29 protein-coding genes, 1 tRNA gene and 1 pseudogene are annotated in these 25101 nt (G+C 69.7%); 7 read left to right on the top strand and 24 right to left on the bottom strand.

Going from position 1 to position 25101, the window contains the following annotated elements; all coding sequences use genetic code 11:
- Positions 1-9 precede the first annotated feature (9 nt).
- The 6 genes from F4556_RS16160 to dnaK form a co-directional block, all read right to left on the bottom strand.
- Complete coding sequence (locus F4556_RS16160; RefSeq protein ID WP_184916046.1) at positions 10-633, bottom strand: TIR domain-containing protein; 624 nt, start codon at positions 631-633, stop codon at positions 10-12.
- Positions 634-1193: 560 nt separating this feature from the next.
- Entirely contained in the window at positions 1194-2210 is a 1017-nt protein-coding gene (locus tag F4556_RS16155) for a TrmB family transcriptional regulator (RefSeq protein WP_184916043.1), read from the bottom strand.
- A 198-nt stretch (positions 2211-2408) separates the two neighbouring features.
- Positions 2409-2918, bottom strand: coding sequence for a heat shock protein transcriptional repressor HspR (locus F4556_RS16150; protein WP_246511030.1), 510 nt, complete (start codon positions 2916-2918; stop codon positions 2409-2411).
- Between the two features lie 7 nt (positions 2919-2925).
- Complete coding sequence (gene dnaJ / locus F4556_RS16145; protein ID WP_184916040.1) at positions 2926-4065, bottom strand: molecular chaperone DnaJ; 1140 nt, start codon at positions 4063-4065, stop codon at positions 2926-2928.
- A gap of 105 nt (positions 4066-4170) precedes the next feature.
- On the bottom strand, positions 4171-4776 hold the full coding sequence (gene grpE, locus F4556_RS16140; RefSeq protein ID WP_184916038.1) for a nucleotide exchange factor GrpE: 606 nt from the start codon (positions 4774-4776) through the stop codon (positions 4171-4173).
- Entirely contained in the window at positions 4773-6614 is a 1842-nt protein-coding gene (gene dnaK, locus F4556_RS16135) for a molecular chaperone DnaK (protein ID WP_184916035.1), read from the bottom strand. Before dnaK ends, grpE begins: the two co-directional genes overlap by 4 nt.
- 283 nt (positions 6615-6897) lie before the next feature.
- Here dnaK and F4556_RS16130 point away from each other — a divergent pair, with 283 nt between their 5' ends.
- The 4 genes from F4556_RS16130 (at position 6898) to F4556_RS16115 (ending at position 12384) form a co-directional block, all read left to right on the top strand.
- Complete coding sequence (locus tag F4556_RS16130; RefSeq protein WP_184916033.1) at positions 6898-9108, top strand: (Fe-S)-binding protein; 2211 nt, start codon at positions 6898-6900, stop codon at positions 9106-9108.
- Between the two features lie 228 nt (positions 9109-9336).
- Positions 9337-10482: a mannose-1-phosphate guanylyltransferase gene (gene manB / locus F4556_RS16125; RefSeq protein WP_184916031.1), complete on the top strand. Its 1146-nt coding sequence runs from the start codon at positions 9337-9339 to the stop codon at positions 10480-10482.
- A gap of 106 nt (positions 10483-10588) precedes the next feature.
- Positions 10589-11461, top strand: a complete 873-nt coding sequence (locus F4556_RS39100) for a Yip1 family protein (protein WP_184916029.1) — start codon at positions 10589-10591, stop codon at positions 11459-11461.
- 32 nt (positions 11462-11493) lie between these two features.
- On the top strand, positions 11494-12384 hold the full coding sequence (locus F4556_RS16115) for an alanyl-tRNA editing protein (RefSeq protein ID WP_184916027.1): 891 nt from the start codon (positions 11494-11496) through the stop codon (positions 12382-12384).
- Positions 12385-12436: 52 nt separating this feature from the next.
- Here the strand turns inward: F4556_RS16115 and dcd are convergent, their stop codons facing one another.
- Together dcd and F4556_RS16105 are read right to left on the bottom strand one after the other, a co-directional pair.
- The gene (gene dcd, locus F4556_RS16110) at positions 12437-13012 is read right to left on the bottom strand and encodes a dCTP deaminase (protein ID WP_184916025.1); all 576 of its coding nucleotides are present in this window, start codon (positions 13010-13012) and stop codon (positions 12437-12439) included.
- 73 nt (positions 13013-13085) lie between these two features.
- Complete coding sequence (locus F4556_RS16105) at positions 13086-13307, bottom strand: hypothetical protein (RefSeq protein WP_184916023.1); 222 nt, start codon at positions 13305-13307, stop codon at positions 13086-13088.
- Between the two features lie 192 nt (positions 13308-13499).
- Here F4556_RS16105 and F4556_RS16100 point away from each other — a divergent pair.
- Positions 13500-13573: transfer RNA gene (locus F4556_RS16100), tRNA-Gly, on the top strand.
- Between the two features lie 90 nt (positions 13574-13663).
- On the opposite strand, the gene F4556_RS16095 is transcribed toward F4556_RS16100, so the two are convergent.
- The 15 genes from F4556_RS16095 to F4556_RS16025 all read right to left on the bottom strand — a co-directional run bounded on the left by F4556_RS16095 (position 13664) and on the right by F4556_RS16025 (position 22674).
- Complete coding sequence (locus F4556_RS16095; protein WP_184916021.1) at positions 13664-14782, bottom strand: tyrosine-type recombinase/integrase; 1119 nt, start codon at positions 14780-14782, stop codon at positions 13664-13666.
- Positions 14783-15004, bottom strand: a complete 222-nt coding sequence (locus F4556_RS16090; RefSeq protein ID WP_184916019.1) for an excisionase family DNA-binding protein — start codon at positions 15002-15004, stop codon at positions 14783-14785.
- Positions 14997-16298, bottom strand: a complete 1302-nt coding sequence (locus tag F4556_RS16085) for a replication initiator (protein ID WP_184924670.1) — start codon at positions 16296-16298, stop codon at positions 14997-14999. Before F4556_RS16085 ends, F4556_RS16090 begins: the two co-directional genes overlap by 8 nt.
- A gap of 56 nt (positions 16299-16354) precedes the next feature.
- Positions 16355-16945, bottom strand: coding sequence for an SAM-dependent methyltransferase (locus F4556_RS16080; RefSeq protein ID WP_246511567.1), 591 nt, complete (start codon positions 16943-16945; stop codon positions 16355-16357).
- 145 nt (positions 16946-17090) lie between these two features.
- Positions 17091-17261, bottom strand: coding sequence for a hypothetical protein (locus F4556_RS16075; RefSeq protein ID WP_184916017.1), 171 nt, complete (start codon positions 17259-17261; stop codon positions 17091-17093).
- A 5-nt stretch (positions 17262-17266) separates the two neighbouring features.
- The gene (locus F4556_RS16070; protein ID WP_184916016.1) at positions 17267-17452 is read right to left on the bottom strand and encodes a hypothetical protein; all 186 of its coding nucleotides are present in this window, start codon (positions 17450-17452) and stop codon (positions 17267-17269) included.
- Between the two features lie 105 nt (positions 17453-17557).
- Positions 17558-18004, bottom strand: a complete 447-nt coding sequence (locus F4556_RS16065; RefSeq protein WP_184916015.1) for a hypothetical protein — start codon at positions 18002-18004, stop codon at positions 17558-17560.
- 38 nt (positions 18005-18042) lie between these two features.
- Complete coding sequence (locus tag F4556_RS16060; RefSeq protein WP_184916014.1) at positions 18043-18576, bottom strand: DUF6197 family protein; 534 nt, start codon at positions 18574-18576, stop codon at positions 18043-18045.
- A 14-nt stretch (positions 18577-18590) separates the two neighbouring features.
- A complete protein-coding gene (locus F4556_RS16055; RefSeq protein WP_184916013.1) occupies positions 18591-18779 on the bottom strand; it encodes a hypothetical protein in 189 nt (62 codons plus the stop codon).
- A 13-nt stretch (positions 18780-18792) separates the two neighbouring features.
- On the bottom strand, positions 18793-18984 hold the full coding sequence (locus F4556_RS16050) for a mobile element transfer protein (RefSeq protein WP_184916012.1): 192 nt from the start codon (positions 18982-18984) through the stop codon (positions 18793-18795).
- A 15-nt stretch (positions 18985-18999) separates the two neighbouring features.
- Positions 19000-19680 carry a DUF2637 domain-containing protein gene (locus F4556_RS16045; protein WP_184916009.1) on the bottom strand — a complete coding sequence of 227 codons (681 nt, stop codon included), beginning with the start codon at positions 19678-19680 and terminating at the stop codon, positions 19000-19002.
- Positions 19681-19763: 83 nt separating this feature from the next.
- Positions 19764-19940, bottom strand: a complete 177-nt coding sequence (locus tag F4556_RS16040) for a hypothetical protein (RefSeq protein WP_184916005.1) — start codon at positions 19938-19940, stop codon at positions 19764-19766.
- Positions 19941-20024: 84 nt separating this feature from the next.
- Complete coding sequence (locus tag F4556_RS16035) at positions 20025-21404, bottom strand: FtsK/SpoIIIE domain-containing protein (protein ID WP_184916002.1); 1380 nt, start codon at positions 21402-21404, stop codon at positions 20025-20027.
- Positions 21405-21409: 5 nt separating this feature from the next.
- On the bottom strand, positions 21410-21757 hold the full coding sequence (locus tag F4556_RS16030) for an SCO3933 family regulatory protein (protein ID WP_184915999.1): 348 nt from the start codon (positions 21755-21757) through the stop codon (positions 21410-21412).
- 137 nt (positions 21758-21894) lie between these two features.
- Positions 21895-22674 carry a GntR family transcriptional regulator gene (locus F4556_RS16025; protein ID WP_184915996.1) on the bottom strand — a complete coding sequence of 260 codons (780 nt, stop codon included), beginning with the start codon at positions 22672-22674 and terminating at the stop codon, positions 21895-21897.
- A 17-nt stretch (positions 22675-22691) separates the two neighbouring features.
- Between F4556_RS16025 and F4556_RS16020 the strand changes: the two genes are divergently transcribed.
- Both F4556_RS16020 and F4556_RS16015 read left to right on the top strand, forming a co-directional pair.
- Positions 22692-23162: an NUDIX hydrolase gene (locus F4556_RS16020; protein ID WP_057234058.1), complete on the top strand. Its 471-nt coding sequence runs from the start codon at positions 22692-22694 to the stop codon at positions 23160-23162.
- 363 nt (positions 23163-23525) lie between these two features.
- Positions 23526-23945 carry a hypothetical protein gene (locus F4556_RS16015; protein WP_184915993.1) on the top strand — a complete coding sequence of 140 codons (420 nt, stop codon included), beginning with the start codon at positions 23526-23528 and terminating at the stop codon, positions 23943-23945.
- A 352-nt stretch (positions 23946-24297) separates the two neighbouring features.
- Here the strand turns inward: F4556_RS16015 and F4556_RS38225 are convergent.
- A pseudogene (locus F4556_RS38225) lies at positions 24298-24952 on the bottom strand (IS5 family transposase); the annotation flags it as partial.
- Positions 24953-25101: the final 149 nt, after the last annotated feature.

Here is a 25101-nt window from a genome sequence, read left to right as displayed (position 1 = left end):
CCCATCCGCTCAGCCGGTGGCGACGCCGGGGGCCCAGTAGCCGAAGCCGGAGACGGGGGGCTCCTGGCGGGGGCTCGGGAAGGCCTCGGTCGGCGCGGTCCAGAAGCCCTCGCGGAGCGAGAGGGCCATGCCCGCCCAGTCCAGCGCGGTCTCCACGGTGTGCCGCAGGGCGTCCTGCGACCAGGTGTCGTCGAACACCAGCGGCAGGACGGGGGCGACCTGCTCGATGGTGGCGATCAACGGGTTGTGGGTGATCGCCTCGTCCACCAGCAGCACCACCGGCTTGCGCAGCGAGGAGGCCCAGCCGAGTTCGAGCGCGACGCCGGCCGAGAGCGGCGCACCGACGTAGGCGAAGACCAGGTCCGCCGTCTGCAGCGCCCGGAAGTCGGAGGGCACCCGCGGCTCCGGCGCGCGGCCGGCCACGGTCCAGGCGTCGCTGTGGTGCGCGCTGTACACGGCGGCGCCGCTCTTCAGCAGCGTGGAGCGCAGGGTGGTCAGCCTGGTCCGGCTGGCCAGCGTCACCACACTGTCGGCCGGCCCGGTCAGCCGCATGAGCGGCGCGGCCAGGAACACCCGAGCGCGCCGACCCTCGGGGGTCTGAACGGCGCGATTGCGCAGGTAGGGCTCACTCATGTCGACTCCGGGCTCGCCGGTCGGGATGCTGCACTCCGGCCGACTGTGTTTGGTGGCTGCTGGGGGAAGATCAGTGGTTCGGCGGTTAACGCCGGACAATTTGAATGTTCACCGGCAAGTGTGGTGATCAAGCCGGGGCATCGGGAGCGAACTGATCGTCCATCGGTTGCTCTCTTCCCGTCCACTGCTCCGTGGTGTCATCTCACTGCATGGCAGGCAGATGACGCACCCGAGATGACCAGCCTCTGGTGACATGAAGCCGCATTCTGCGGCATCATGTGGGCGATTGTCTTATTCATTGGTACTTTCTGGATGCCGCAGGGCTAGGGGAGGTTGTGGTCGCGTGTCAGGCTTCTACCGTTCGGTGCGCCGCATAGCGGTGTCGTTTGTGGTCGCTCTCGGGGTTCTCGCAGTTGGCGGGCAGGTCGTCGACAGCATTTCTTCGCATGAGCCTGCCAATAGCGTGAGCGCACGGGTTACCACCGTGGTGGCTCTCGAGGACAGCAACTGGACCTGAGCCCCATGGAATCCGTGATCGGTGATCGGTAACGGGGGACCGATCACTCGAAACCGGGTGCCTCGACCTCGGCTTGTGCCGAGTTCGACCGTGCCAGCACGTACCCGAGCTGGAACAGCGACTCGACGTGATAGTCCTCGCGCATGTCGGCGATGTGCCGCGCCAGGGTGCGTTCGCTGATTCCCAGGCTGCGCGCGATCACGCGGTGGCTGGTCCCCTTGAGCATCAGGTCGATGATCGTCTGCCGCAGCCGGGAGACGACCTGCTGGGGCACGGCGCGGGCGCCGTCGAAGTCGATCGCGCGGTTCCAGTTGCGCTCGAAGACCTCGGCCACGATGTAGCTGATGATGGCCTGGTCGTGGACGAAGGCGGCCAGGCTCAGGTCGTCGGCGACCGGGATGATCGCGGTGCGCCGGTCGATCACGAGAATGCGGGTGTACGGCTCGTCCAACGTCCTGACCTGGGCCCCCGCCTGGGTGACGGCGGCGACGTAGTCGCGCGTCGGGGCGTGGTAGCGGGTGCTCGGGTGGTAGATGGTGCGGGCGGTCGCCCCTCGGCGGAGCAGCGCCAGGTCGCGGTCGATGCTGCTGGCGAGGGCCTCGGGCGGGCGGGGCCCGCCGGGCTGGGCGGCCAGGAATTCCTCCGAGCAGCTGTTGGTGAGCTGCTGGAGCCGCTGGTTGATCAGCACCTTTCCGCGTACGTACTCAATGGTGCCGCCGGACTGCTCCGGGGTGTGGAATTCCTCGGTGAGGTCTTTCAGCGCCGCCGGGAGGGCCACCGCGCGGGTGAGCAGACTGAGCGCCTTTCGCTGCCAGGAGGCGGCGAGCCCCTCCGCCAGCTGTTGCGGATCGACCGCTACCAGTACGTCGGGATGGTCGGTGTCCGGTACCAGCAGGCCCATGTCCAGCAACTCCTGCAGGGCCGGTTTCGCCTCCGCGGGCAGCTCGCTCGGAGCCAGCTCGACCTTGGATCGGACCACCGCCCGGTACAACTCCCTGGCGTCCGCCGACAGGATGTTCAGCCCGCCTGTGGTGAGGCCGGGCTCAGCCGTCTCACTCATCTGCGGCTCCTCGGAGTTGGCTCAGCAGGCTGCTGGTCGCGGACACATGGGGTACAGAGGGGATCTTAGGCTTCCGCCGCGGTATCCGTTCTGCTACGGCCGAAAGCGAACCGTCGGTATCCGGCACTCTCCCACTGCACGTGAGCCGCCGGTAGCCCCCTGACTGGGGGTACCGGCGGCTCAGGTCACGAGGCAGGGTCAGCGCTTCGGCCGCCAGACCACCAGCGCGCTGGACTGCTGCACCTGCTGATAGGGCACCAGGTCCCGGCGGTACGAGGCGTGCACCGCCGCCTCCCGCTGCTGGAGCGCCGAGGCGGCGCCCTCCAGGGAGTCGGCCAGCTCGCCGATCCGGGACTGCAGGGCGGCGACCTGGTTCTCCAGTTCGATGATCCGCTTGATGCCGGCCAGGTTGATGCCCTCGTCCTGGGACAGCCGCTGGACCTCGCGGAGCTGCTGGATGTCGCGGGCGGAGTAGCGGCGGCCGCGGCCGGCCGTCCGGTCGGGGCAGACCAGGCCGAGGCGGTCGTACTGGCGCAGGGTCTGCGGGTGCAGGCCGGAGAGCTCGGCGGCGACCGAGATCACGTAGACCGGGGTGTCCTCGGTCAGGACGTAGTGGGTCGCGGCGGGGCGGGGGCGGCCCAGGCCGGGGCCGCCGGGGAGGCCCTCGCCGAGGCCGGGTCCCGGACCGATCGGGCTGTCGGGGGTCATCGGGTCATCACGCTCCCTCTGCCGCCTTGAAGAGGGCGGCTCGCGGGTCGTCGGAGGCGGTGGCCTCGCGGTACTGCTCCAGTGCCTCCAGGGCGTCGCCCTCGAGGTGCTTGGGGACCACGACCTCCACGGTGACCAGCAGGTCGCCGCGGGTGCCGTCGGTGCGGGTGGCGCCCTTGCCGCGGGCCCGCATGGTCAGCCCGTTGGCGCTCCCGGCCGGGAGCTTGAGCTTGACCGAAGGGCCGTTCAGCGTCGGCACCTCGATGGTGCCGCCCAGCGCGGCTTCGGGGAAGGTGATGGGCACGGTGACGGTCAGATTGTCGGCCTTCCGGCCGAACACCGGGTGGGTGTCGACGTGCACGGTGACGTAGAGGTCACCGGGCTGGCCGCCGCGCTCGCCCTGGGCGCCCTTGGCCTTGAGCCTGATCCGCTGCCCGTCCTGCACCCCGGCCGGGATCCGGACCTGCATGGTGCGGGCCGAGGAGGCCCGGCCGCTGCCGTGGCAGACCGTGCAGGGGTCGTCGACCAGCATGCCGCGGCCCTTGCAGTCCCGGCAGGGCTCGGACAGCGCGAACGCGCCCTGGCCCCGGCTGACCGTGCCGGCCCCCACGCAGGTCGGACAGACCCGGGGGGTGGTGCCGGCCTTGGCGCCGGTGCCCGAGCAGGACCGGCAGGCGGCCTGACTGGTCATCCGGAGCGGGACGGTGGCACCGTCCACCGCCTCCTCGAAGGCGAGCGTCACCTCGGTCTCGACGTCGGCGCCCCGGCGCGGCTGCGGCTGCCGGCCGCCCCGGTTGAACAGGCCGCCGAAGATGTCGCCGACCCCGCCACCGCCCTGCGGGCTGTTGCCGAACAGGTCGCCGAAGTCGAAGCTGCCGCCCTGCGGGCCGCCGGCCCGGTAGCCGCCGTTGCCGAACAGGCTGCGGGCCTCGTCGTACTCCTTGCGGCGCTTGTCGTCCGACAGGACGTCGTACGCCTCGGAGATGTCCTTGAACCGGTCCTCCGCCTTGGCGTCACCCTTGTTGGCGTCGGGGTGGAACTCGCGGGCGAGCTTCCGGTAGGTCTTCTTGATCTCGGCGGTGGTGGCGTCCTTGGGCACACCGAGGACCTTGTAGTAGTCCTTCTCCACGTAGTCCTTCGCGCTCATGGCTGCTGCCACCTCCCGGCGTCGTTCGCTGTTGCTTGTTCGGACACGGCGCTGCGGAGCCGTCCGTCGTCCAGGACGACGGACGACTCCGCAGCGCTCGTTCGGTCAGCTCTCCGTGGCACCGTCGGCCTTGTCGGAGTCCGACGAGTCGGCATCCGGCGCGGCAGTGCTCTGGGTGCCCGGCTGGGGCTCCGCGACGGCGACCATCGCGGGACGGATGATCCGCTCGCCGATCCGGTAACCGGGCTGGAGGATCTGCACGCAGGTGTCCTCGGTGACGTCCGAGGAGTAGCTGTGCATCAGCGCCTCGTGCAGGGTCGGGTCGAAGGGCTCGCCCTCCTTGCCGAACTGCTGCAGGCCCAGCTTGGCGACGACCGTCTCCAGGTTGTCGGAGACGGACTTGAAGCCGCCCGTCACCTCGCCGTGCTCACGGGCCCGGCCGATGTCGTCCAGCACCGGGATCAGGGCCTCCAGGATGTTGGAGACCGCGATCTCACGGACCGTCAGACGATCCCGCTCGACCCGCTTGCGGTAGTTCTGGTACTCGGCCTGAAGGCGCTGGAGGTCACCGGTACGCTCGGTCAACTCACGCTTCGCAGCAGCGAGTTCATCGGCACCGGCGCCCGCGACGGCCTCCTCGGCGGCCTTCAGCACGGCTTCCTCGGCGGCGGAGTCGTCGCCGGGCTCGCCGCCCTGCGGCTTCTCCGTCATGCGGCACCACCCTTGGGCTTCTCGTCGTCGACGATCTCGGCGTCGACCACGTCGTCGTCCTTGGCGGCACCGGCGGCGTCACCGGCCGGGGCGGCACCCGCGGCGTCGTTCTGCGCGTACAGCGCGGCGCCGAGCTTCTGGGCGGTGGTGGACACCTTCTCGGTGGCCTCGCGGATCGCCGCGACGTCCTCGCCCTTCAGCTTCTCCTTGAGCTCGCCGATCGCGGTCTCGACCTCGGTCTTGACGTCCTCGGGCAGCTTCTCGGTGTTGTCCGCGATGAACTTCTCGGTCGAGTAGACCAGCTGCTCGCCCTGGTTGCGGGTCTCCACGGCCTCGCGGCGCTCGTGGTCCTCGGCCGCGTACTGCTCGGCCTCGCGCATCATCCGCTCGATGTCGTCCTTCGGCAGCGCGGAGCCGCCGGTGACGGTCATCCGCTGCTCCTTGCCGGTGCCGAGGTCCTTGGCACCGACGTGCATGATGCCGTTGGCGTCGATGTCGAAGGTGACCTCGATCTGGGGCAGGCCACGCGGGGCCGGCGGCAGACCGGTCAGCTCGAACATGCCGAGCTTCTTGTTGTACGCCGCGATCTCGCGCTCGCCCTGGTAGACCTGGATTTGCACGGACGGCTGGTTGTCCTCGGCCGTGGTGAAGATCTCGGAGCGCTTGGTCGGGATCGTGGTGTTGCGCTCGATCAGCTTGGTCATGATGCCGCCCTTGGTCTCGATACCCAGGGACAGCGGGGTGACGTCGAGCAGCAGGACGTCCTTGACCTCACCCTTCAGCACACCGGCCTGCAGCGCGGCGCCGATGGCGACGACCTCGTCCGGGTTGACGCCCTTGTTGGCGTCCTGACCGCCGGTCAGCTCCTTGACGAGCTCCGCGACGGCGGGCATCCGGGTGGAGCCACCGACCAGGACCACGTGGTCGATCTCGGACAGCGCGATGCCGGCGTCCTTGATGACGTTGTGGAACGGGGTCTTGCAGCGCTCCAGCAGGTCCGCGGTCAGCTGCTGGAACTGGGCCCGGGTGAGCTTCTCGTCCAGGTGCAGCGGGCCCTCGGCCGAAGCGGTGATGTAGGGCAGGTTGATCGAGGTCTCGGAGGACGAGGACAGCTCGATCTTCGCCTTCTCGGCGGCCTCGCGCAGGCGCTGGAGCGCCATCTTGTCCTTGGAGAGGTCCACGCCGTGGCCGGACTGGAAGACCTTGACCAGGTGGTCGACGACCTTCTGGTCCCAGTCGTCGCCACCGAGGTGGTTGTCACCGTTGGTGGCCTTCACCTCGACGACCCCGTCGCCGATCTCCAGCAGGGAGACGTCGAAGGTGCCACCGCCGAGGTCGAAGACCAGGATGGTCTGGTCGTCCTTGTCGAGGCCGTAGGCCAGCGCGGCCGCGGTCGGCTCGTTGACGATGCGCAGGACGTTGAGGCCCGCGATCTCACCGGCCTCCTTGGTCGCCTGGCGCTCCGAGTCGGAGAAGTACGCCGGGACGGTGATGACCGCGTCGGTCACCGTCTCGCCCAGGTACGCCTCGGCGTCGCGCTTCAGCTTCTGCAGGATGAAGGCGCTGATCTGCTGGGGGTTGAAGTCCTTGCCGTCCAGGTTGATCTTCCAACCCGTGCCCATGTGGCGCTTCACCGAGCGGATCGTGCGATCCACGTTGGTGACCGCCTGGCGCTTGGCGACCTCGCCGACCAGGATCTCGCCGTTCTTGGCGAAGGCGACGACGGACGGCGTGGTCCGGGCGCCCTCGGCGTTGGTGATGACGGTGGGCTCACCGCCTTCGAGAACGCTGACGACCGAGTTCGTCGTGCCGAGGTCGATGCCGACCGCGCGTGCCATCGTTGGTACCTCCATGAAGAAGTTGAGCTTTACAGGCTCAAGGATGCACGACCCGATCGTGTGCGTCAACAGGCATGAGTCTGCTGCGCTCAACTTTACTGCGCGCTTATCCGCAGGGCTCCGCCGGACGGGTGAGTCTGCCCTTAGTGACTGCCGCCATACCTTGAGCGTCTTCTTCATCGGTGTTAACGCGCGGTAGTCTCCGGCGCGTCACCCCTGAAAGTTACTGATGAGTACACTCAGGGGAGCCCGCTACACCCCAGCCGCTGGAGACGGAGAGCCGATGCAGCTAGCAGCGATCGTCATCTCGCTGGTCACGACTGTGATCGGCACCGCGCTCGCCGCCCGCGCGGCCGCGTACATCTACAAGGTGGTGAAGACCGGCGCGCCGGACTCCACCCGTACCGCCAACCCGGTGCAGAGGACGAAGACGGTCGCCGTCGAGTTCCTCGGTCACACCCGGATGAACAAGTGGGGCGTCGTCGGCGTCGCGCACTGGTTCGTCGCGGTCGGCTTCTTCACCCTGGTCTCCACCCTGGTGACCGCGTTCGGCCAGCTCTTCGACGCCGAGTGGGTCATCCCGGTGATCGGCCACTGGCTGCCGTTCGAGATCTTCACCGAGCTGGTCGGCACGCTGACCACGCTGGGCATCGCCACCCTGATGGTGATCCGCCTGCTCAGCCTGCCGGGCCGGGCCGGGCGGAAGTCCCGGTTCGCCGGGTCGATCGCCTGGCAGGCCTTCTACGTCGAGTACACGATCCTCGGCATCGGCCTGTGCATCATGATCCTGCGCGGCCTGGAGGGCGCGCTGGCGGGCGTCGAGAGCTACGAGGCGGCGTACCTGGTCTCCTACCCGCTGGTGGTGGCCTTCCGGGGCCTCGCGCACGGCACCCTGGAGAACCTGATCTACCTGTTCGCGATGCTGAAGATCTGCATCTCGTTCGCGTGGGCGACCACCATCGGCATCAACCCCTCGATGGGTGTGGCCTGGCACCGCTTCCTGGCGTTCTTCAACATCTACTTCAAGCGCGAGGAGGACGGCGGCGTCGCCCTCGGCGCGCTCCGTCCGATGACCAGCGGCGGGCAGCCGATCGACTTCGAGGACCCGGCCGACGACGCGAACTTCGGCGTCTCCCAGGTCGAGCACTTCGCCTGGAAGGGCATCCTCGACTTCTCCACCTGCACCGAGTGCGGCCGCTGCCAGTCGCAGTGCCCGGCCTGGAACACCGGCAAGCCGCTCTCCCCGAAGCTGCTGATCATGAGCCTGCGGGAGCACGCCTTCGCCAAGGCGCCGTACCTGCTGGCCGGCGGCGGCAAGGACGCCGAGGGCAACGAGATCGGCACCCCCGAGCAGCTGGCGAACGTGCCGGCCGCCGCGCTGGCCGAGGCCGAGCGCCCGCTGATCGGCACCGCCGAGGAGAACGGGGTCATCGACCCCGACGTGCTGTGGTCCTGCACCACCTGCGGCGCGTGCGTCGAGCAGTGCCCGGTGGACATCGAGCACATCGACCACATCGTCGACATGCGCCGCTACCAGGTGATGATCGAGAGCTCCTTCCCGACCGAGGCCGGGACGATGCTCAAGAACCTGGAGAACAAGGGCAACCCGTGGGGCATGGCCACCAAGGCCCGCCTCGACTGGGTCAAGGAGCTCAAGAAGGAGACCGGCATCGAGGTGCCGGTGATCGGTGAGGACATCGACCCGGCCGAGGTCGAGTACCTCTACTGGGTCGGCTGCGCCGGCGCCCTGGAGGACCGGGCCAAGAAGACCACCAAGGCCTTCGCCGAGCTGCTGCACACCGCGGGCGTGAAGTTCGCCATCCTCGGCAAGGAGGAGACCTGCTCCGGCGACTCCCCGCGCCGCCTGGGCAACGAGTTCCTGTTCCAGATGCTCGGCGCGCAGAACGTCGAGACCCTGAACGCCGCGCTGGAGGACGCCCCGACCAAGCGGATCGTGGCCACCTGCCCGCACTGCTTCAACACCATCGCCAACGAGTACCCGCAGCTCGGCGGGCACTTCGAGGTGATCCACCACACCCAGCTGCTGCAGCACCTGATCGACGAGGGCAAGCTCCTCCCGGTCAACCCGGTCGAGGGCCTGATCACCTACCACGACCCGTGCTACCTGGGCCGCCACAACAAGGTCTACAGCCCGCCGCGCGAGATCATGGACAAGGTCCCCGGTCTGCGCCAGCAGGAGATGCACCGGCACAAGGAGCGCGGTTTCTGCTGCGGCGCCGGTGGTGCGCGGATGTGGATGGAGGAGCGGATCGGCAAGCGGATCAACACCGAGCGGGTGGACGAGGCGCTGTCGCTCAACCCCGACATCGTCTCCACCGCCTGCCCGTTCTGCCTGGTGATGCTCTCCGACTCGGTCAACGGCAAGAAGAACGAAGGCGCGGCCAAGGAGCACCTCAAGGTGGTCGACGTGGCCCAGCTGCTGCTCGACTCGGTGAAGGCCCTCCCGGCCGAACCGGAGCCGGTCGAGGCCTGACCGTACGTCAACACCGGCCCCGGTGCCCCCTGGTGGGGCAGCCGGGGCCGGTCCCGTTCAGGCACCTGAACGGTGCGTCGGTACGTGTCGCAACCCCGCTGGAACAGGGGGGCTTTGGAAGGAAATACAGTTAGTCGCGGTACCCGTGTCGTGCGGGTCCTCGACAGGACAGGTACGTCGCTCCGGAACAGCCGGTGACGGCAAGGGGCAAGGGGAGAGGCGCGGACCATGACCGAGGCGATCATGCTGGTCGGTGGTAAGGGCACGAGGCTGCGCCCGTTGACCACCCACACCCCGAAGCCGATGCTGCCGGTGGCGGGTGTCCCGTTCATCGCGCACCAGCTGGCCAGGGCGGCCGCCGCCGGGGTGACCCGGGTGGTGCTGGCCACCTCGTACCTGGCCGAGGTCTTCGAGGACCACTTCCAGGACGGCAGCCCGTACGGCATCGAGCTGGTCTACCTGACCGAGAAGGAGCCGCTGGGCACCGGCGGCGCGATCCGCAACGCCGCCTCGGGGCTGACCTGCGGCCCCGACGAGCCGGTGCTGGTCTTCAACGGCGACATCCTCTCCGGCCTGGACATCGCCTCGCTCCGGGACGGCCACGTGGCCGCCGGGGCCGACGTCACGCTGCACCTGACCCGGGTCGAGGACCCGCGCGCCTTCGGCCTGGTGCCGACCGACGCGCACGGGCGAGTGCTGGAGTTCCTGGAGAAGCCGGAGACGCCCGAGCAGATCGTCACCGACCAGATCAACGCCGGCTGCTACGTCTTCACCCGTTCGGTGATCGACCGGATCCCGGCCGGCCGTGAGGTCTCGGTCGAGCGCGAGACCTTCCCCGAACTGCTGGAGACCGGCGCGCTGGTCCGCGGCGTGGTGGACACCTCGTACTGGCTCGACCTCGGCACCCCCGGCGCCTTCGTCCGCGGCTCGGCCGACCTGGTGCTCGGCCTGGTGGACTCCCCGGCGGTGCCGGGACCGACCGGCGAGGCGCTGCTGCTGCCGGGCGCCACGGTGGCCCCGGCCGCCGTGCTGAGCTCCGGCACCGTGGTCTCCGAGGGCGCGGTGGTCGAGGCCGGCGCGATCGTCGAGGGCAGCGTGATCCTGCCCGGCGCCGTGATCGGCCCGGACGCCTACGTGAAGGACTCCATCGTCGGCGCGTACGCCACCGTGGGGGCGCGCAGCTCGCTGGACGGCGCGGTGATCGGCGACGGCGCCACCGTCGAGTCCGACAACGAACTGCCCGCCGGCATCCGGATCGCCTGCGGCGTCCTGCTCCCGGTCGGCGCCGTCCGCACCACCGCGGGCCCGGGTGGCTGCCCCGCCGGGGAGACCTCGGCGGCCGTCGTGCACGCCCGCTCGGTCGCCGCGCGCTGAACCGTCTGCGGGCGCTGCTCGTGACGGGGTCACAGCAGTGCTGCAATCCCGCGCCGAAGCCATGATCAACCGACGGCCGGTCAGCTCGAACGGGTACCTTCGACTCGTGGCTGGCAACGGATACGACAACGGCGAGGGCGCCGTCGACCCCCGACGGGGGTGGGCAGCGGCGCCCGGTGGGCAGGACGCGCAGCAGTACCCCGGGGGCGGCCCGGTGGGGGAGCCGGAGTACTTCACCGCACCCCACCCGGGCTACGACCCCGGGGCGCCCGGTGCTCCCGGCGCTTACGACCCCGATCAGCCCGGGCACACCCGGGCCTTCACGGTCGAGGACGAGCAGTACTACTCGAGCACCCCCGACTACTCCGCCCCCCAGGGGCAGGACAACGTCGCGGTGTACCGGGCCGGCGGCCAGTCCGCCCCGCACCAGGGCGGCCCCCGGCTGGGCTGGAAGGAACTGCTGACCGGCGTCTACCGGGCCCCGTCCGCCACCTTCGACCGGATGCGCGACCACCAGGTCTGGCTGCCCGCGCTCACCGTCTCGCTGGCCTACGGCGTGCTCGCGGTGCTCGGCATCGGCCTGACCAAGGACGAGGTGGTCAACTCCACCTTCACCGTCGCGCTGACCGCGATCGCCGGTGCGGCGGTCGGCTTCACGCTGGCCGGGGTGATGCTCGGCGCGGTCACCTACGGCCTGGCCCGCCAGCTCGGCGGTGACGGCCCCTGGCAGTCCACCGTCGGCCTGGCCGTCATCATCGGCTGGACCAGCGACGCTCCCCGGCTGCTGCTGGCACTCTTCCTGCCCGCCGACAACGTCGTGGTCCAGGTGCTCGGCTGGGCCACCTGGCTGATCTGCGCCGTGCTGCTGACCACCATGGTGCGCCGGGTGCACGACCTGCCATGGGGCAAGGCGGCCGGTGCCGCCGCCCTGCAACTGCTCGCCCTGCTGGTGCTGATCAAGCTCCCCACGCTCGGCTGATCCATCCCTGTCTCTTCGTACGGAGCTCCCGCATGACCACCCTCCCCACCACCCACGTCAGCTTCCCCGCCGGGGCGGTGACCGGCGAGTCCCCCGTGCTCGCCGTCCACCCGCTCGCCGACGGCCGGTACGCGGTGGTCACCGAGGCGACCCCGTTCCACCCGCTCGACCACACCTGGCCCGACCAGCCCGCCGACCTCGGCACCCTCACCGTCGGCTCCGTCACGCATCCCGTGGTGGACTGCCTGACCGGCGGGTACGGCCCGGCCGGGGAGTTCCTGGTCGGCGCCGACATCCCGGTCCGGCGGGGCGACGAGGAGTGGTCCTGGCTGGTGCTGCACGTGCTGGCCGCCGACCCGGGCGCGGTCGTCGGCCAGCACGCCCGGCTGGCGGTCGACGCCGAGCGGCGGGCGCTGCTCTCCGCCGCGCACAGCGGCTGCCACCTGCTCGCGCTGGCCCTGAACGCCGCGCTCGCGCCGCGCTGGCGCAAGGACCCGGGCCGCTCCGACGCCTTCGGCAGCCCCGACTTCGACAGCCTGGCGATGGCCTCCTCGGTGATGGACACCGAAGCCAGCACCGACACCTACCGGCTCGGCAAGTCGCTCCGTAAGAAGGGCTTCACCGCCGAGGCCACCGAGGAGTTCCCGGCCCTGGCCGACGCTCTCCCCGCCGTCACCGAGGCCGTCAACGCCCAGCTCGCCGCCTGGGTCGCCGCCGACGCCCCGGTCCGGATCGAGGTCCCCGGCCCCGAACTCACCGCCCGCCGTCAGTGGCACTGCGAGCTCCCGGCCGGCTCCGCCGCCATCGCCTGCGGCGGCACCCACCTGCACCACCTCGGCGAACTGGCCGAACTCCGCACCGAGTTGACCCTCTCCGAGGACGGCAGCGAACTCGTCGCGGTGACCCGCCCGAAGCGGGCCTGAACACGCGGAAGGGGGCCGGTCCTGGTGGACCGGCCCCCTTCCGCGTCGCCCGCTACACGTCCGAGCGGTGGAAGTTCAGGTGCGAGCGCGAAGCCGTCGGGCCGCGCTGGCCCATGTACCGCGAGCCGTACCGCTCCGAGCCGTACGGGAACTCGGCGGGGGACGACAGCCGGAACAGGCAGAGCTGCCCGATCTTCATCCCCGGGTACAGCTTGATCGGCAGCGTCGCCACGTTCGACAGCTCGAGCGTCACGTGCCCGCTGAAGCCCGGGTCGATGAAGCCCGCCGTCGAGTGCGTCAGCAGACCGAGCCGGCCCAGGCTCGACTTGCCCTCCAGCCGCGAGGCGATGTCGTCCGGCAGCGTGACCGTCTCGTAGGTCGACGCCAGCACGAACTCGCCCGGGTGCAGGATGAACGCCTCGTCCCCGTCCGGCTCGACCAGCCGGGTCAGGTCCGACTGCTCCTGCGAGGGGTCGATGAACGGGTAGCGGTGGTTCTCGAACACCCGGAAGAAACGGTCCAGCCGGACGTCGATGCTCGACGGCTGAACCATCGCAGGGTCGAACGGGTCGATCACGACCCGGCCCTTGTCGATTTCGGTACGGATGTCCTTGTCAGAGAGCAGCACGCCCCCGAGGGTACGTGCATGACCACGCCCCGGACGAATCCCGTCCGGGGCGCGGCCGACCTTCGTCCCCTGCTCAGGCCAGGAACTCCGCCGCCTCCAGCCGCAGCGCCCGCGCCAACTGCACCCCCGACAACTCACTCACATCCGCCGGCACCGAGCTCCGCAACCGCCCGCACCGCGGACACCGGATCAACCGCCCCGGCCCCAGCCGCCCCGCCCCGAGCGTCTGCATCGGAAACGTCGAAGTACTGAACAGGTGCCCCTCGGCACAGCGGACGACGGTACGCTGCTCCATCGCGATCCCCTTCCCAAACCTGATGACGCCACCACGCCCCAGGGGCCACAAACACCCCGAGCCAGCGTCACATTAGGGGATCTACCGGACATTCACCGCGCCAACTCGCCGCCCCTCCCCACGCCGACCAAGGTCAGCCGACGGATGGGGTAGAGTGTTGGACGATCGAGCAGTCACTGACGGCTCATCAGCGCGGGCGTAGTTTAATGGTAGAACATGAGCTTCCCAAGCTTATAGCGCGAGTTCGATTCTCGTCGCCCGCTCCAGCAGTAAAGGCCCAGCTCAGGGGCGTTATCCCCGAGCCGGGCCTTTTGTGTTTGGTGGGTCGTTTTCGGCCCCGTGCCCCCCGCGTGCCCTTAGGGTTTTTCCGTGTCCTTGCCGAGGGCCCTGGTGATCGCCGCGTCCATGCCGTCGGCGATCTTCTTGTCCCGTTCGCTGGTGGCGTGTTGGTAGATCAGCGCGGCCCGCACCGAGGCGTGCCCCATCCGGGCCATCAGCTCCTTGAGGCTCGCGCCGGTCGTGGCCGCCAGGTTGTTGCCCGTGCCCCGCAGATCGTAGAAGTGGAAGCCCGGCATGCCTGCCTTGTCGCGTGCCTTCTTCCAGATCCGCCCGAACGAGGTGCGCCGGAACGGAGCGCCCTTCTCGCCGACGAACAGCAGACCCTGAGCGTCCTTCTCGGCGAACAGCTCCAGGTGCAGCCGGATGTCCGGCAGGACCACGGAGGGGATGGTCACGGTGCGCTTCCCCGCCTCGGACTTGGTGTCGCCCACCACCCGCTGACCGGTGTTCAGCTCGGGGGCGGCTTGGTGGACCCGTACGGTGCCGGCCACCAGGTCAACGTCCGGGCGCCGCAGCGCGGCCAGTTCCTCCGGGCGGAGCGTGGTGAACGCGGCGAGCAGGACCATGGCCCGCCAGCGTGCGCCGACGAGTTCGGCCAGCTCGTAGACCTGCTCAATTGTGGCGGTACCGCGCTCCTCTGACGACTCCTTGCCTGCGCCCTTGATCCGGCAGGGGTTGCGCTTGATCAGCTCGTCGTCGGCGGCGGTCGCGAGGATCGCCTTTAGGAGCCGGTACGCCTTGGCCGTCGTGATGCGCTTGCCCGAGGCCAGCAGCTCGGCGCGCCAGGTGCGCACGCGGGGAGCGGTGATCTCGTCCAGGTCCCACACCCCGAAGGTCGGCGCGAGGTGGAGCCGCAGCAGACGGCGGTACAGCTCGTCCGTTGTGGCCATGAGGTCCCGCTCGGTGATCCAAGCTTCGGCGTACGTCGTGAAGTTGATCGCCCCGGCATCGGGGTCACGCCAGTCCTTGTTGTTGAGCGCAGTCTGAGTAGCCGCCAGCCAGTCATCAGCATCCCGCTTGGTCTCGAACGTCTCCGGAGCCGGGCGCAGGAGACCGTCCGGGTCGGGGTAGCGGGCCTGGTAGCGCCCGGACGGGAGCTTCCGGATTCGGCCGAACTGCCGGCGCTTGCCTGCCACTTACGCCACCGCCCGCATGGTCCGCCGGGCTTGCCGCGGCTGCACGGTGTTGGCAGAGATGAAGGCAGCCAGGATGGCAGCGGAGACACGGACATGGCGCCCGACCTTGACGTACGCGATCCGGCGTTCGGCGATCAGCCGGCGCGGGAAGCGCTCCCCACTGGTCTCCCAGGTGCCGAGCCGTTCGGCGACCTCCTTGATGGTGAGCAGTTGGTCAGCCATGGGTGGGTTCTCCTTCGGTTCCGGGTGCGGGGGTGAGTGCTTCGGTGAGCCAGCGTTCGCCGGGTGTGAGGCCGACGCCGGCGAATGTCCAGTGGGCGAGGACGAGGGTGGTCGGTTCGGTGTCGTCGCCCGGGGTGGGCAGGGGCGGTGTGCCGGTGGTGGCTTGGGCTTTGCGCCAGGCGGCGCGGGCTTCGCGGAGGGCGCCGAGGGTGGTGGAGTAGCGGCGGGTCTTGGTGGAGAAGTGGCCCCGGAAGCCGAGCATGTGGGCCCAGGCGCGGAGGCGGAGTTCTTCGAGTTCGGGGCGCGCGCCGAGGGTCCAGCAGGTACGCACGAGGCGGCGGGCGTGCTCGGTGAGGTCGAGGTGGGCGAGCTCGGCGAGGAGCTTGACGGGGCGGTCGAGGGTGCCGGTGGCGGTCTCGGCGCCCTTGGTGGCGTACTTGGCGATGTAGGCGGCGACGGCGCGTTCGGTGAGGGTGGTGCCCGCGGTGAAGTCGGCGGTGCGGATGGTTCGGATGTCGAGCTGCTTGCCGAAGGCGAAGGTGTGGGCGGTGCCGTCGAGGACGGGGCCGGGGATCTCGGTTGCGGCGACAGCGGCGCGGATGGCGTCGGCGAGGAGATCGGGTGTTGCCCAGGCCGGGGGCGGTGTGTCGCCGCCTTCGGGACCGTCGAGGCGGATGACGGCGTGGAAGTGGACGGCGCCGCGTTTTTGGTACTCGGCGACCTTGGCGAAGGACACGCGGCCGTGGTCGCGGAACTGACGCTGGGTGAGGCCTGCGCGCTTGGCGATCTCCCGGCGCAGGTAGATCGAGAAGCGGGCCCAGATCTTCCCGGCGTGGGCGTTCCAGAGCACGGCGGCGCGGTAGTCGTAGGTGTCCGGGTTGAGGGGTGTGCCCAACTCGGTTGCACCTTCGGGGTGTTGGGTTCCGCATCGGCAGCGTCCGGTGGTGGGGCGGTTGTGGACGGCGCCGAAGCCGGGGGCGGTGAAGGTGGCGAAGACGCGGGGGTGTGCGGTGACCGTGGCGGGGGTGCCTTTGCCGCCGGTGAGTCCGGCGGTGATCAGGTGGTAGGTGTCGCGGCGGTAGGTCTCGGCGCAGGCGGGGCAGCGGGTGGTGCGGCGGTTGTTGCAGCGCACGAGCAGGTGGCCGGCGGCGAGGTCGGTGGAGTTGAGGTGGTGGATGACGGGGCCGATCTCGCCGGTGGTCGTGTTGACGCTGTGTTCGGTGCGGTGGCCGTCGAGTCGGACGGGTCGGCCGCAGCCGCCGAGTCCGGCGAGTTGCCGCATGAGGGCGGGCATGGTGCCGAGCTGGGCGAAGGCGGTCAGGTCAGCGACCGGGACGGGCGTGGTGGTGGTCAAGCGGCCACCGCCTGAGGGCTGTTGGCGAGGTACTGGGCGGCGATATGGGCGGTGTAGGCGGGCGGGATGGCTTCGCGGAGTCCGTCGCGGGAGGCCCAGGGCATGCCCATCACGTCGCGTGCGAGGGGGACGTTGGAGAAGTTGCCGACGACGTGCATGAACTCGCCGTCGCGGACGGGGCGGCCCATCTTGGCATTGGGGGCGAGGTGGCGCGGGTGGTGCAGGGCGGAGATCGGGAACGAGGTCTCGAACAGGCGGTGGCGGTAGGTGCGAAGGCCGAACATGGAGCCGCACAGCTCGACCGGGCTGAGGAGCGGGGCGCCGGGGACGTTCTCGATCACGTAGGGGCGGCCGGTGGCGGTGAGCAGTTCGCGCAGTGGCTGCACCAGGTCGGGGTGGTCGTTGCCCCGGATCTTCTGGGCGTTGGTGTAGCGCTGGCAGGGCGGGGAGGCGTGGATCAGGTCGAACTCCGTTCCGTGCTTGGCGAGGTAGGCGAGGGCGTCGGCCTGCCGGAAGGTGAAGGGGTAGCGGGGCTGCGGGGCGAGGTCGATGCCGGTGACGTCGAATCCGGCGAGGTGGTAGCCCATGCCGGCGCCTCCCTGGCAGCAGAAGAGGTCGAGGACGCGCAGGCCGTTCGCGAGACGGTTGGGGAGCTGGGTGAGCACGGGGACACCTCCGGTGTGGCGAGGGCGGCCCCGGAGCCGGTTTGCGGGTGGCTCCGGGGCCGGGCGGTCAGGACTTGCCGGCGGGCTTGGTGTGCTGGTCGGTCCAGGTCTCGGCGCAGACCTTGTGGGCGGGCTTGCCCCGGTCGGAGCGGAGGTTGGTGGGCTTGTCGCAGATGCCGCAGGGCTCCGGGCGCGGGGACCAGTGGTTCTTGTCGGACCAGTTGAAGTGGGCGCCCACCGGGGTCAGGCCCGGGTGAGGGCGCGCCGGGTGGGGGCCGGGACGGTGCCGGTGCCGTGGCAGGCCGGGCAGTTCACCGGGACGGTGTCGCGGGAGCCGTCGGTGCGGCGGAGGCCGGTGGCGATGGCGACGCTGGCGAAGCCGGAGCAGTCGGAGCAGTGACGGGCCGGGGCGTGGTTGTGCTGGGGCATGATGAAGCTCTCCTTCTGGTCGTGGTCTTGTGCTGCGGGTTCGGGAGGGGCGTGGTCTCCGGGGCGGTGCGATGCTTGGCGGCTTGTGGCCGCCCCGGAGGCTGGTCAGGCGATCCAGGGTTCGATCTGCTCGCCGGTCCACAGCCGGTGCAGGCAGCGGATGGCGGCGATGTCGGGCAGGTCCTTGGGCCGCTGGTGCGCTTCCTTCCAGCGGAGGACGTCGCCCAGGCGCATGAAAGGAATGCCGTCGATGACGTCGGCGTCGGTGATGATCCGGTCGGTGGACCAGCTGGGTGTCCAGCGGTCGACGATCTCGATCGCGGCCGTGGGGTGGTGAACGGCCCAGCCGTGGCCGGACGGCGGTCGGACGGGGCGGGCGAGGGTGGTGGCGATCTGCCAGGCGTGGCCACGTGCCAGCACGTCCAGGTCGCCGATTCTGGCCCGCAGGCCCCGGGCGAGCAGGGCCGCCGAACCGCACACCACGTAGTCGCCGGCGGGCAGTTGGAGATCGCGCAGGGCGGCGAACAAGCCCGCCGGGTCAGTCAGCGTCACGTCGGTACTTTGGGCGGCCTGATGATCAGTCATTGCGCTCACAGCCCCAGCGAGCTGGCGCGGGTGGCGGCGCGGTCGAGCAGGTGGTGCACGTCGGCCTGGCGGGTGCCGGGGGTGTCGTTGAAGGCGTCCGGGGAGCTGACGGGACGTCCGGTGGCGTGCAGGACTTCCATCACCTGGATGCGGGCCCGACGGACGGTGTCCGGGGTGCCGTAGCCGTGAGCGAGGACGGCGGCCTGTGCGCCGAGGAGGCAGACCCGGCCGGCGGAGTCCCACAACGCGCCTTGCACCCAGCCGAAGGCGTTGATGTAGCGCGAGGCGAGGCGGAGGTGATCGGCGATGCTCACCGGGGTCGGCCGGGCCGGGCGGTGGGCGATCCGATCGAGGAACGTCGGACGAGCCTCCGGGAACCCGGCGTTCCAGAGCTGCACCGTGCTGCCGAGCGGGCAGACGTACGGGACGAGCACTCGGGCCGGGGCGGGGAAGGTAGCGAGGTACGCCTCGATCTCGGCGATCAGGCCGGAGGCGTCCGGGATGAGCGTGATCGGCGGTGCCAGGAGTGTGCTGGTCATGGCGGGTTGTCCTCTCACTTCTCGGTGACGGCGTTGACGCCGGAGCGGGTGGTCTGGTCGATGACGGGGGCGAGGAAGGTGCCGGCGAGGTAGAAGCCGAAGAGGGCGATCAGGGCGGCGACCCACAGGCGGATGCCGAGGAGCTTGATCGCGGCGTAGGCGGCGCCGCCCAGGACGAGGACCAGGGGCAGGGTGATGTTCACGGCGGGTCTCCTGTCAGCGGACGGTGCAGCGGTGGGTGCGGGCGGCGATCTCGGCGGCGGCGCGGGAGTCGTAGTCGGCGGAGAAGCCGCAGCGCGGGGCGGTGCAGACGGCGGTGTGCTTCTCGCGGCCGTGGCCGTCGTAGTAGGTGGCGACCTGGACGGGACCGATGCGGATCGTGTTGCGGGGGCGGATCGGGCGGGGCATGGATTGGGCCTCCTGTCAGGCGAGTTGGGCGGCGATGGCGTCGGCGAATTGCGGTGGGACACCGAGGCGGACGCGCAGGGTGGCCGAGTCGATCGGGGCGCCGGTGCGGGTCCGGTGGTCGTCGGCGATCTTGCGGGCGTGCTCGATCAGAGCGGCGGGAACCGCCACGGTCGGGACGGCCGGGGCCGGTGCAGCCGGGAGAGCGGGGACCGGTTCGGGAGCTTCGACAGCTTCCGGCGAGGGCTCGGTCACCGGGGTGGGCGTGGGTGCGATCTCCGGCTCGTAGAGCGGCAGTTCGGGCTCTGGATCAGCTGGGAGCGCGGTGGCGGTGGCGGTGTGGGCGAGGAGGGTGCCGCCGAAGAAGGCGAGGGCGGGCCAGCCGGCGACGAGGATTCGCAGCCAGGCCGGGACGTGGTCGAGGTCGAGGAGACCAGCGGTGGCGACGTTGGCGCCGAGCGATGCGGCCAGGGCGATGGCGAACCAGGTCCAGGCAGCCCGCGCGGGGGAGCCGGTGGCTCGAAGGACGCGCATCCGGTGCCAGGCGGCGACCAGGAGCAGATCGACGGAGACGGGGTAGGCCCATGCCTTCCAGCCGTGCTGCCCGGCGGCGTTGGCGAGGTCGTGGAGGTGGGCGAAGGACAGGGCGCCGGCGATGGCGGCCTGGACGAGTACGGCGTCCGTGCGGGGCAGTCGCATCGGGCCTTCTCCTTACGGGAGTTGGGGCCGGGGCCGGGCGGGGCCTGGAGTGGCTGGCCGCCCGGTCCTGGCACTCTGGGCGGCTACGCGGCGGCGGTGCCGGAGCCGAGGCAGGTCGGGCACAGGACCTCGACCTCTCCGGCGGGGCGGGTCTTCTTGCCCCGGCCGACGGTGTGGGTCTCGGTGACCCAGCCCTCTCCGGCACAGGCGGCGCACTTGGGCGGGACGGGCTTGGTGCGGGTGGTCTTCCTGGCGGCCATGGGGCGGGTCCTTCCGGCTACGGGCATGGCTCGGGTAGGGACTTGGCGCGAAGGCGGTCACGCCGACCGGGCGGGAGTGGTGGGTCAGCCGGTGACGGGGCGGGGCTTGACCAGCGAGGGGCCGCCGACCGGGGGTGTCACGGGCGGGACGTAGGGGCGGAAGGCCGCCAGCGCGGGCAGGACCGGGGCGAGGTGGGCGGTTTCCCGGCAGATCCGGGCGGCGTCCGCGAGGGACAGGTTCGGGGTCCTCATGCGGGACCAGCCGCCGGAGGAGTCACCGGCCACCGCCACGCCGGGCGTCTCCGGGGCGATCTGCGTTGCGGCGAGCACCGCTTCGGGCGAGATGTCGCCGAGACCCATCTCGGCGGTCGTCTTGTCGTTGACGCGGTGGACCACGCGGCCGGTGAGCTGAGCGCGGAGCATCGTTGCGCCCTTGCCCAGCTCGGAGCCGAACCGCTGACCGCACACCTCCAGGAACATCCCAGCGGCGCGGCCGAGTTGGGCGAGGCGGATGAGTTGGGTGACCATGTGGTCCCGGCGCTCCTCGTCCTTGCGGGTGGCGACGAGGAACAGTTCGGCGACCTCGTCCACGATCAGCACCAGCGGCACCGGCCGCAGCTTGGCCGCCAGGCCCCAGATGTCCGAGGTGATCTCGTCGTCCGGCACCGAACCGGTGATCCCCTGCTGGCCGCGGATCAGGTCGTAGCGGGCTTCCATCTCGGCAACCAGCTTGTCCAGCAGCGCACTTGCCTTGTCCGGGTCGGTCGCCAGCGCCGACAGCCGGGGAGCGAACGGCGCCTGTTCGACGCCGAGCTTGCAGTCGATCCCCACCAGCGCCACGTTCAGCTTGGCGAGCCCGGTGATCAGGTTGCGCATGTAGACCGACTTGCCGGTGAGCGTCGCACCCAGGGTCAGGCAGTGCGGGATGGCCCGGTAGTCGCGGACGAAAGCCGTACCGTCGTCCCGCAGCGCGACCGGGACCAGCAGCTCACCGGCCGGCAGCCGACGCGGCATCCGCACGTTGCGAAGCACGTCGAAGCCGGTCATCCGCAGTTCCACAACGCCGGGCTTGACCGACGCCACGTGGACGGCGTGCACGCCCCAGGCGTGGCGAAGGCGTTCCGCCGAGGCGGCCATGTCCGCCGGTTCCTGGCCGGGTGCCAGCCGCAGGCGGACCCGCAGGCCCGTCGAGGTCGGACGGACGCGGCGGATCTTCGGGGGGACCGGGCGGATCTCCCGCCGGGTGGTCGCCCGGGTGATCAGGACCCGGAGCCGGGACGGAGCGACCGTGAGGCCGCAGGCGTCCATCGTGCTGCCGTAGGTGGCGGAGAACCTGACCGCCGTGACCGGAAGACCGACCGCCGACCAGTACACCGCCGGAGCCTTGACCCGGGCGTACGCCGCACCACCGGCGACAGCGGCCACAGGACCGCCCACCTCAGCCAGCGTCAGCAGCTCGGACACGGTACTCAGCCCTTCGCCGAAGCCGGGACGAGGGACGTGATGGCCATCGCGCGGAACGAAATGCCGTGCCGCTTCTGGCCGTTGAACTCGTTCTCCCAGTCGCGGGCCTTGAGGCCGGTCACCGCCACCGGGTGACCAACCATCAGCCCCTCGGAGACGCCCGTCTCCGGCACGGTCACGGTGTAGAGGTTCGCCTCACCGTCGTCGGCGATGGTCAGACCCACCGTCAGCAGCTTCGCGCCGGTCTCACGGTCGAGGGCGATCTCACCCGTCTGCTTGTTCACCAGCTTCGGCGCCGGCGGGATGACGACGAACACGAACGCGGTCGAAGTGTCGATCTTGAAGACGGCCATCGTGCAACTCCTCTAAAAGAGGCTCCCTCATGTACTTATGTACATGAGCTGGTAGGTAAAAGAGTGCCTGACTCCTGTACATGAGTCAACCCGCCACGAGAAAGAATCTTGTGGCGGGCTGTCAGGGTGATGGTCCGTCAGTCGCGAGCTGCGAAGCGGTAGTCAAGAACAAACTGGTCAGCGGCCATGGTGGTGTCGCAGACCTCTACCACGCGGCCCTCACTGGTGATCGCGTCCCGAATCAGGTGGATGACAGGTGAGCCGGGGCTCAGCGCGAGAGCGGAGCTCTCAGCCTTGGTCGCCAACCGGGCGCGCACGGTCTCCGTGAACTCGGCGAGCACGTAACCGCGTTCTTCAAGGCGGGCGTAGATCCCTCCGCCACCAGGGTTCTCGGCGAACATCTCGGGGATGTCCTTGACGACGTCCCAGGGCAGGTAGGAGGTGGCTTCCTCGGTGGGTGTCCCGTCTCGGAAGTACCGCCGCTTGCGTGCCAGCACCTTGGCGCCAGGCTTGACCCCCAGCCGCTCAGCGATGTCCGGTGGAGCGTCCTCCGGCCCTACGAAGAGCACGTTCACCGATGGGATGCCGCCGGACTGCTCCGCCTCAGCCAGGTAGGCCGCCTTGCCGGCAAGCCGGTGGGCACGACGGAACCGGTCCGAGGACTTGCGCTGCACCGGAGGGCGAGAGCGGACGAAGGAGCCGCGGCCGTGGTGAGTCTCGATCAACTGCATCGTCCGCAGTTCGGCAATCGCCTTCCGCACCGTGCCGGATGCGACGCCGTACCTTGCCATCAGCTCGGTTTCACTGGGCACCGCTGCACCAGGTGCCAACGCTCCGGAGCGGATCTGCGCCGCAATGTCGTCCGCGATCTGCAGATACTTCGCCTTGGCCGTAGAGGCCGCTTCACCGCTCGCCATAGTCCTTCTGTTCTCCTATCCTCCTGTACATGAGTAGCAGCCGCCGAGAAGCCCCGTCAACGCCGCTCCACTCCGTGTCGGTGGCCGGCGTCGTGGTCCGTGAGGACGGCCGAGTCCTGGCTATCCGCCGGGCCGACAACGGAACCTGGGAGCCCCCGGGCGGCGTGCTCGAACTCGGCGAGACGGTCGAGGACGGCGTTCGCAGGGAGATCTACGAGGAGACCGGCATCAAGGTCACCGTGGACCGGCTGACCGGGGTCTACAAGAACATGACCCGTGGCATCGTCGCCCTGGTCTTCCGGTGCCACCCCGAGGGCGGGAGCGAGCAGCTCTCGGAGGAGTCGACGGCCGTCGAGTGGCTAACGCCCGAGGAGGCCAGCGCCCACATGGGCGAGGTCTTTGCCGTACGGATCACGGATGCACTCCAGGACGACGCTCCCCATGTGCGTTCTCACGATGGGCGAACGTTGACCATGTCGGGGCGTTGAGTAAAAACCTTCTCTACGGGTTCAAGGCTCGCTGCGCTCGCGGCGCTGGCCCGCCGCTCGCCGTCGCTCCTGTCTTCGCCCCGCTTCGGCGGCGCCGGCCGCGCCAGCTGCTGGCGGCCAAGGTGCCGAGTGGATGTTCAGACCCCGCCGGGGCCGGGGGCGGGCGGCTACGCGGTTTTACCCACCTGTCAGGACCGGGACCCGCACCGAGCAAGACCGGGGGGCCACTCGGCCAGATTGCGGGCAGGCGAGGAGCCTGCCCGATTCGCGGGTGAGCTTACGGCCCCCCGATCATGCTCGGACCCAGACCAGACAGGACACCGGCCAAAACCGCTCCACCACCCGCGCGGGTACGCTGCTGCCGTGGTCGAGCCTGAGAAGCCAGTCCCCCCATCCGCGCCTGACGGTCGGACCGCTGGGCAGATCTTGCATGCACGCGGCTGGCGGCAGGCGTTCACCGTTGAGGAGAGGGTCCGGTCCTGGGCTCGGCTAGTGAGTCAGATTGAGACTGGCTACACCGACATGGTGTACGAGTACCTGAACGATCTCTCTCCCCGGAAGTGGCTGCACCAGGCGTGGATCCTGCTCCCGGCCGTAGACATCAACCGGTGGGGAGCGGAGGTCGAACAGCTTGACCGTCGGTTCCGGGATGCAACCGTCTGGGACGACGGCCGAGCCCTCGGTGAGTTCTTCCGGATTGACGAGGACGAGTGGTGGCTTCGCCGGTATCCCAAGGTATTGGTCGGAGCCCTGGCTGATGATCTTCGGCCCGTCCTCGGGTAGGAGTGCCCGGGATGGCGTGCCCCATCCGTGCCCTAAGGAGCGGGGGTGAGCGGTAAGTGACGGGCAACAGTGGTGTCTGGCGACTGGGTCCAGCACGGGCTAGGCGTGAACATTACTGCACGTCAGAGGCCCCGTAGGGCGGCCAAGTTAGCGAGATTCCCAAGCTTATAGCGCGAGTTCGATTCTCGTCGCCCGCTCCACGAAGAAAGCCGCAGGTCAACGACCTGTGGCTTTCTTGCCGTCTGGACCAATTCTGGGTTGTTGTGCCAGATGGGACTGACGGAGGGTCGGATAGGAAGTCATCTCACTTAGAGAGCTCCGCAGGCAGATGAGTGCTGCGGCGATGCTGGTGCCGGTCGATGACCCAGCGGTGTTGGCCGAGGCGTGCAGAGGACTCGATGCCCCGGCGGGCGATGCGGGCAGAGATCTGACGTTATCGCAGATAGGCACGGATGAAACAGTGGTCGTAGGCATTGTCGCCGTGGAGCTTGCCGGGTCTGCGCCATGGAGGGGATGGCGTCGGCCAGCGGGATCAGGGCCTGACTGTCGTGGACGTTGGCCCCGGGGATCGCGAGCGACAGGGGTAAACCGGCACGTTCGGTGAGCAGGTGGATCTTCGACCCGCGCTTGTCCCGATCGACAGGGATTCGGACCTGTCAGTACCCCCTTTTCAGGGCTCTCACGTTCACCGAGTCGACCGCGCACCGCGACCGGTCCAGCTCGCCCCGCGAGCCGACCTCGTCGAGGACCCGGTGGAGCTTGGCCCACACCCTGGCCTTGCCCCACTCGGCGAAACGCCGATGGGCCGTCGGTCCGGACGGGCCGAAGCACGACGGCAACTGGGCCCAGGTGCACCCGGAGGTGGCAACGAACACGATCGCGGCCAGCACCTCGCGATCCCCGTGCCGACGCCGAACACCGCCTTGCGGACACACCGGAGGGGCCGACACGACCAGCTGGAACAGTTCCCACAGCTCATCCGACACCAGATGCTCCGTGATCAGCACGCCCGGAGTCTGCTCAATCGCCCAAATGACATGACCTCTAAATGAGGCAGCGAGCCTGGGCTGCTGGCAACTGGCTGGGCGGCGTTGGTTTGAACCGGTTCACGATGTCGATATTGCTAAGGCCGGTACCACTTGGGTGGTCGGTGGGA

Origin of the sequence: Kitasatospora gansuensis (assembly GCF_014203705.1) — a bacterium.
In the GTDB taxonomy this organism is placed as follows: domain Bacteria; phylum Actinomycetota; class Actinomycetes; order Streptomycetales; family Streptomycetaceae; genus Kitasatospora; species Kitasatospora gansuensis.
The sequence above is the reverse complement of the archived record's forward strand: the minus strand, read 5'-3'. Positions and strand labels throughout refer to the sequence as shown.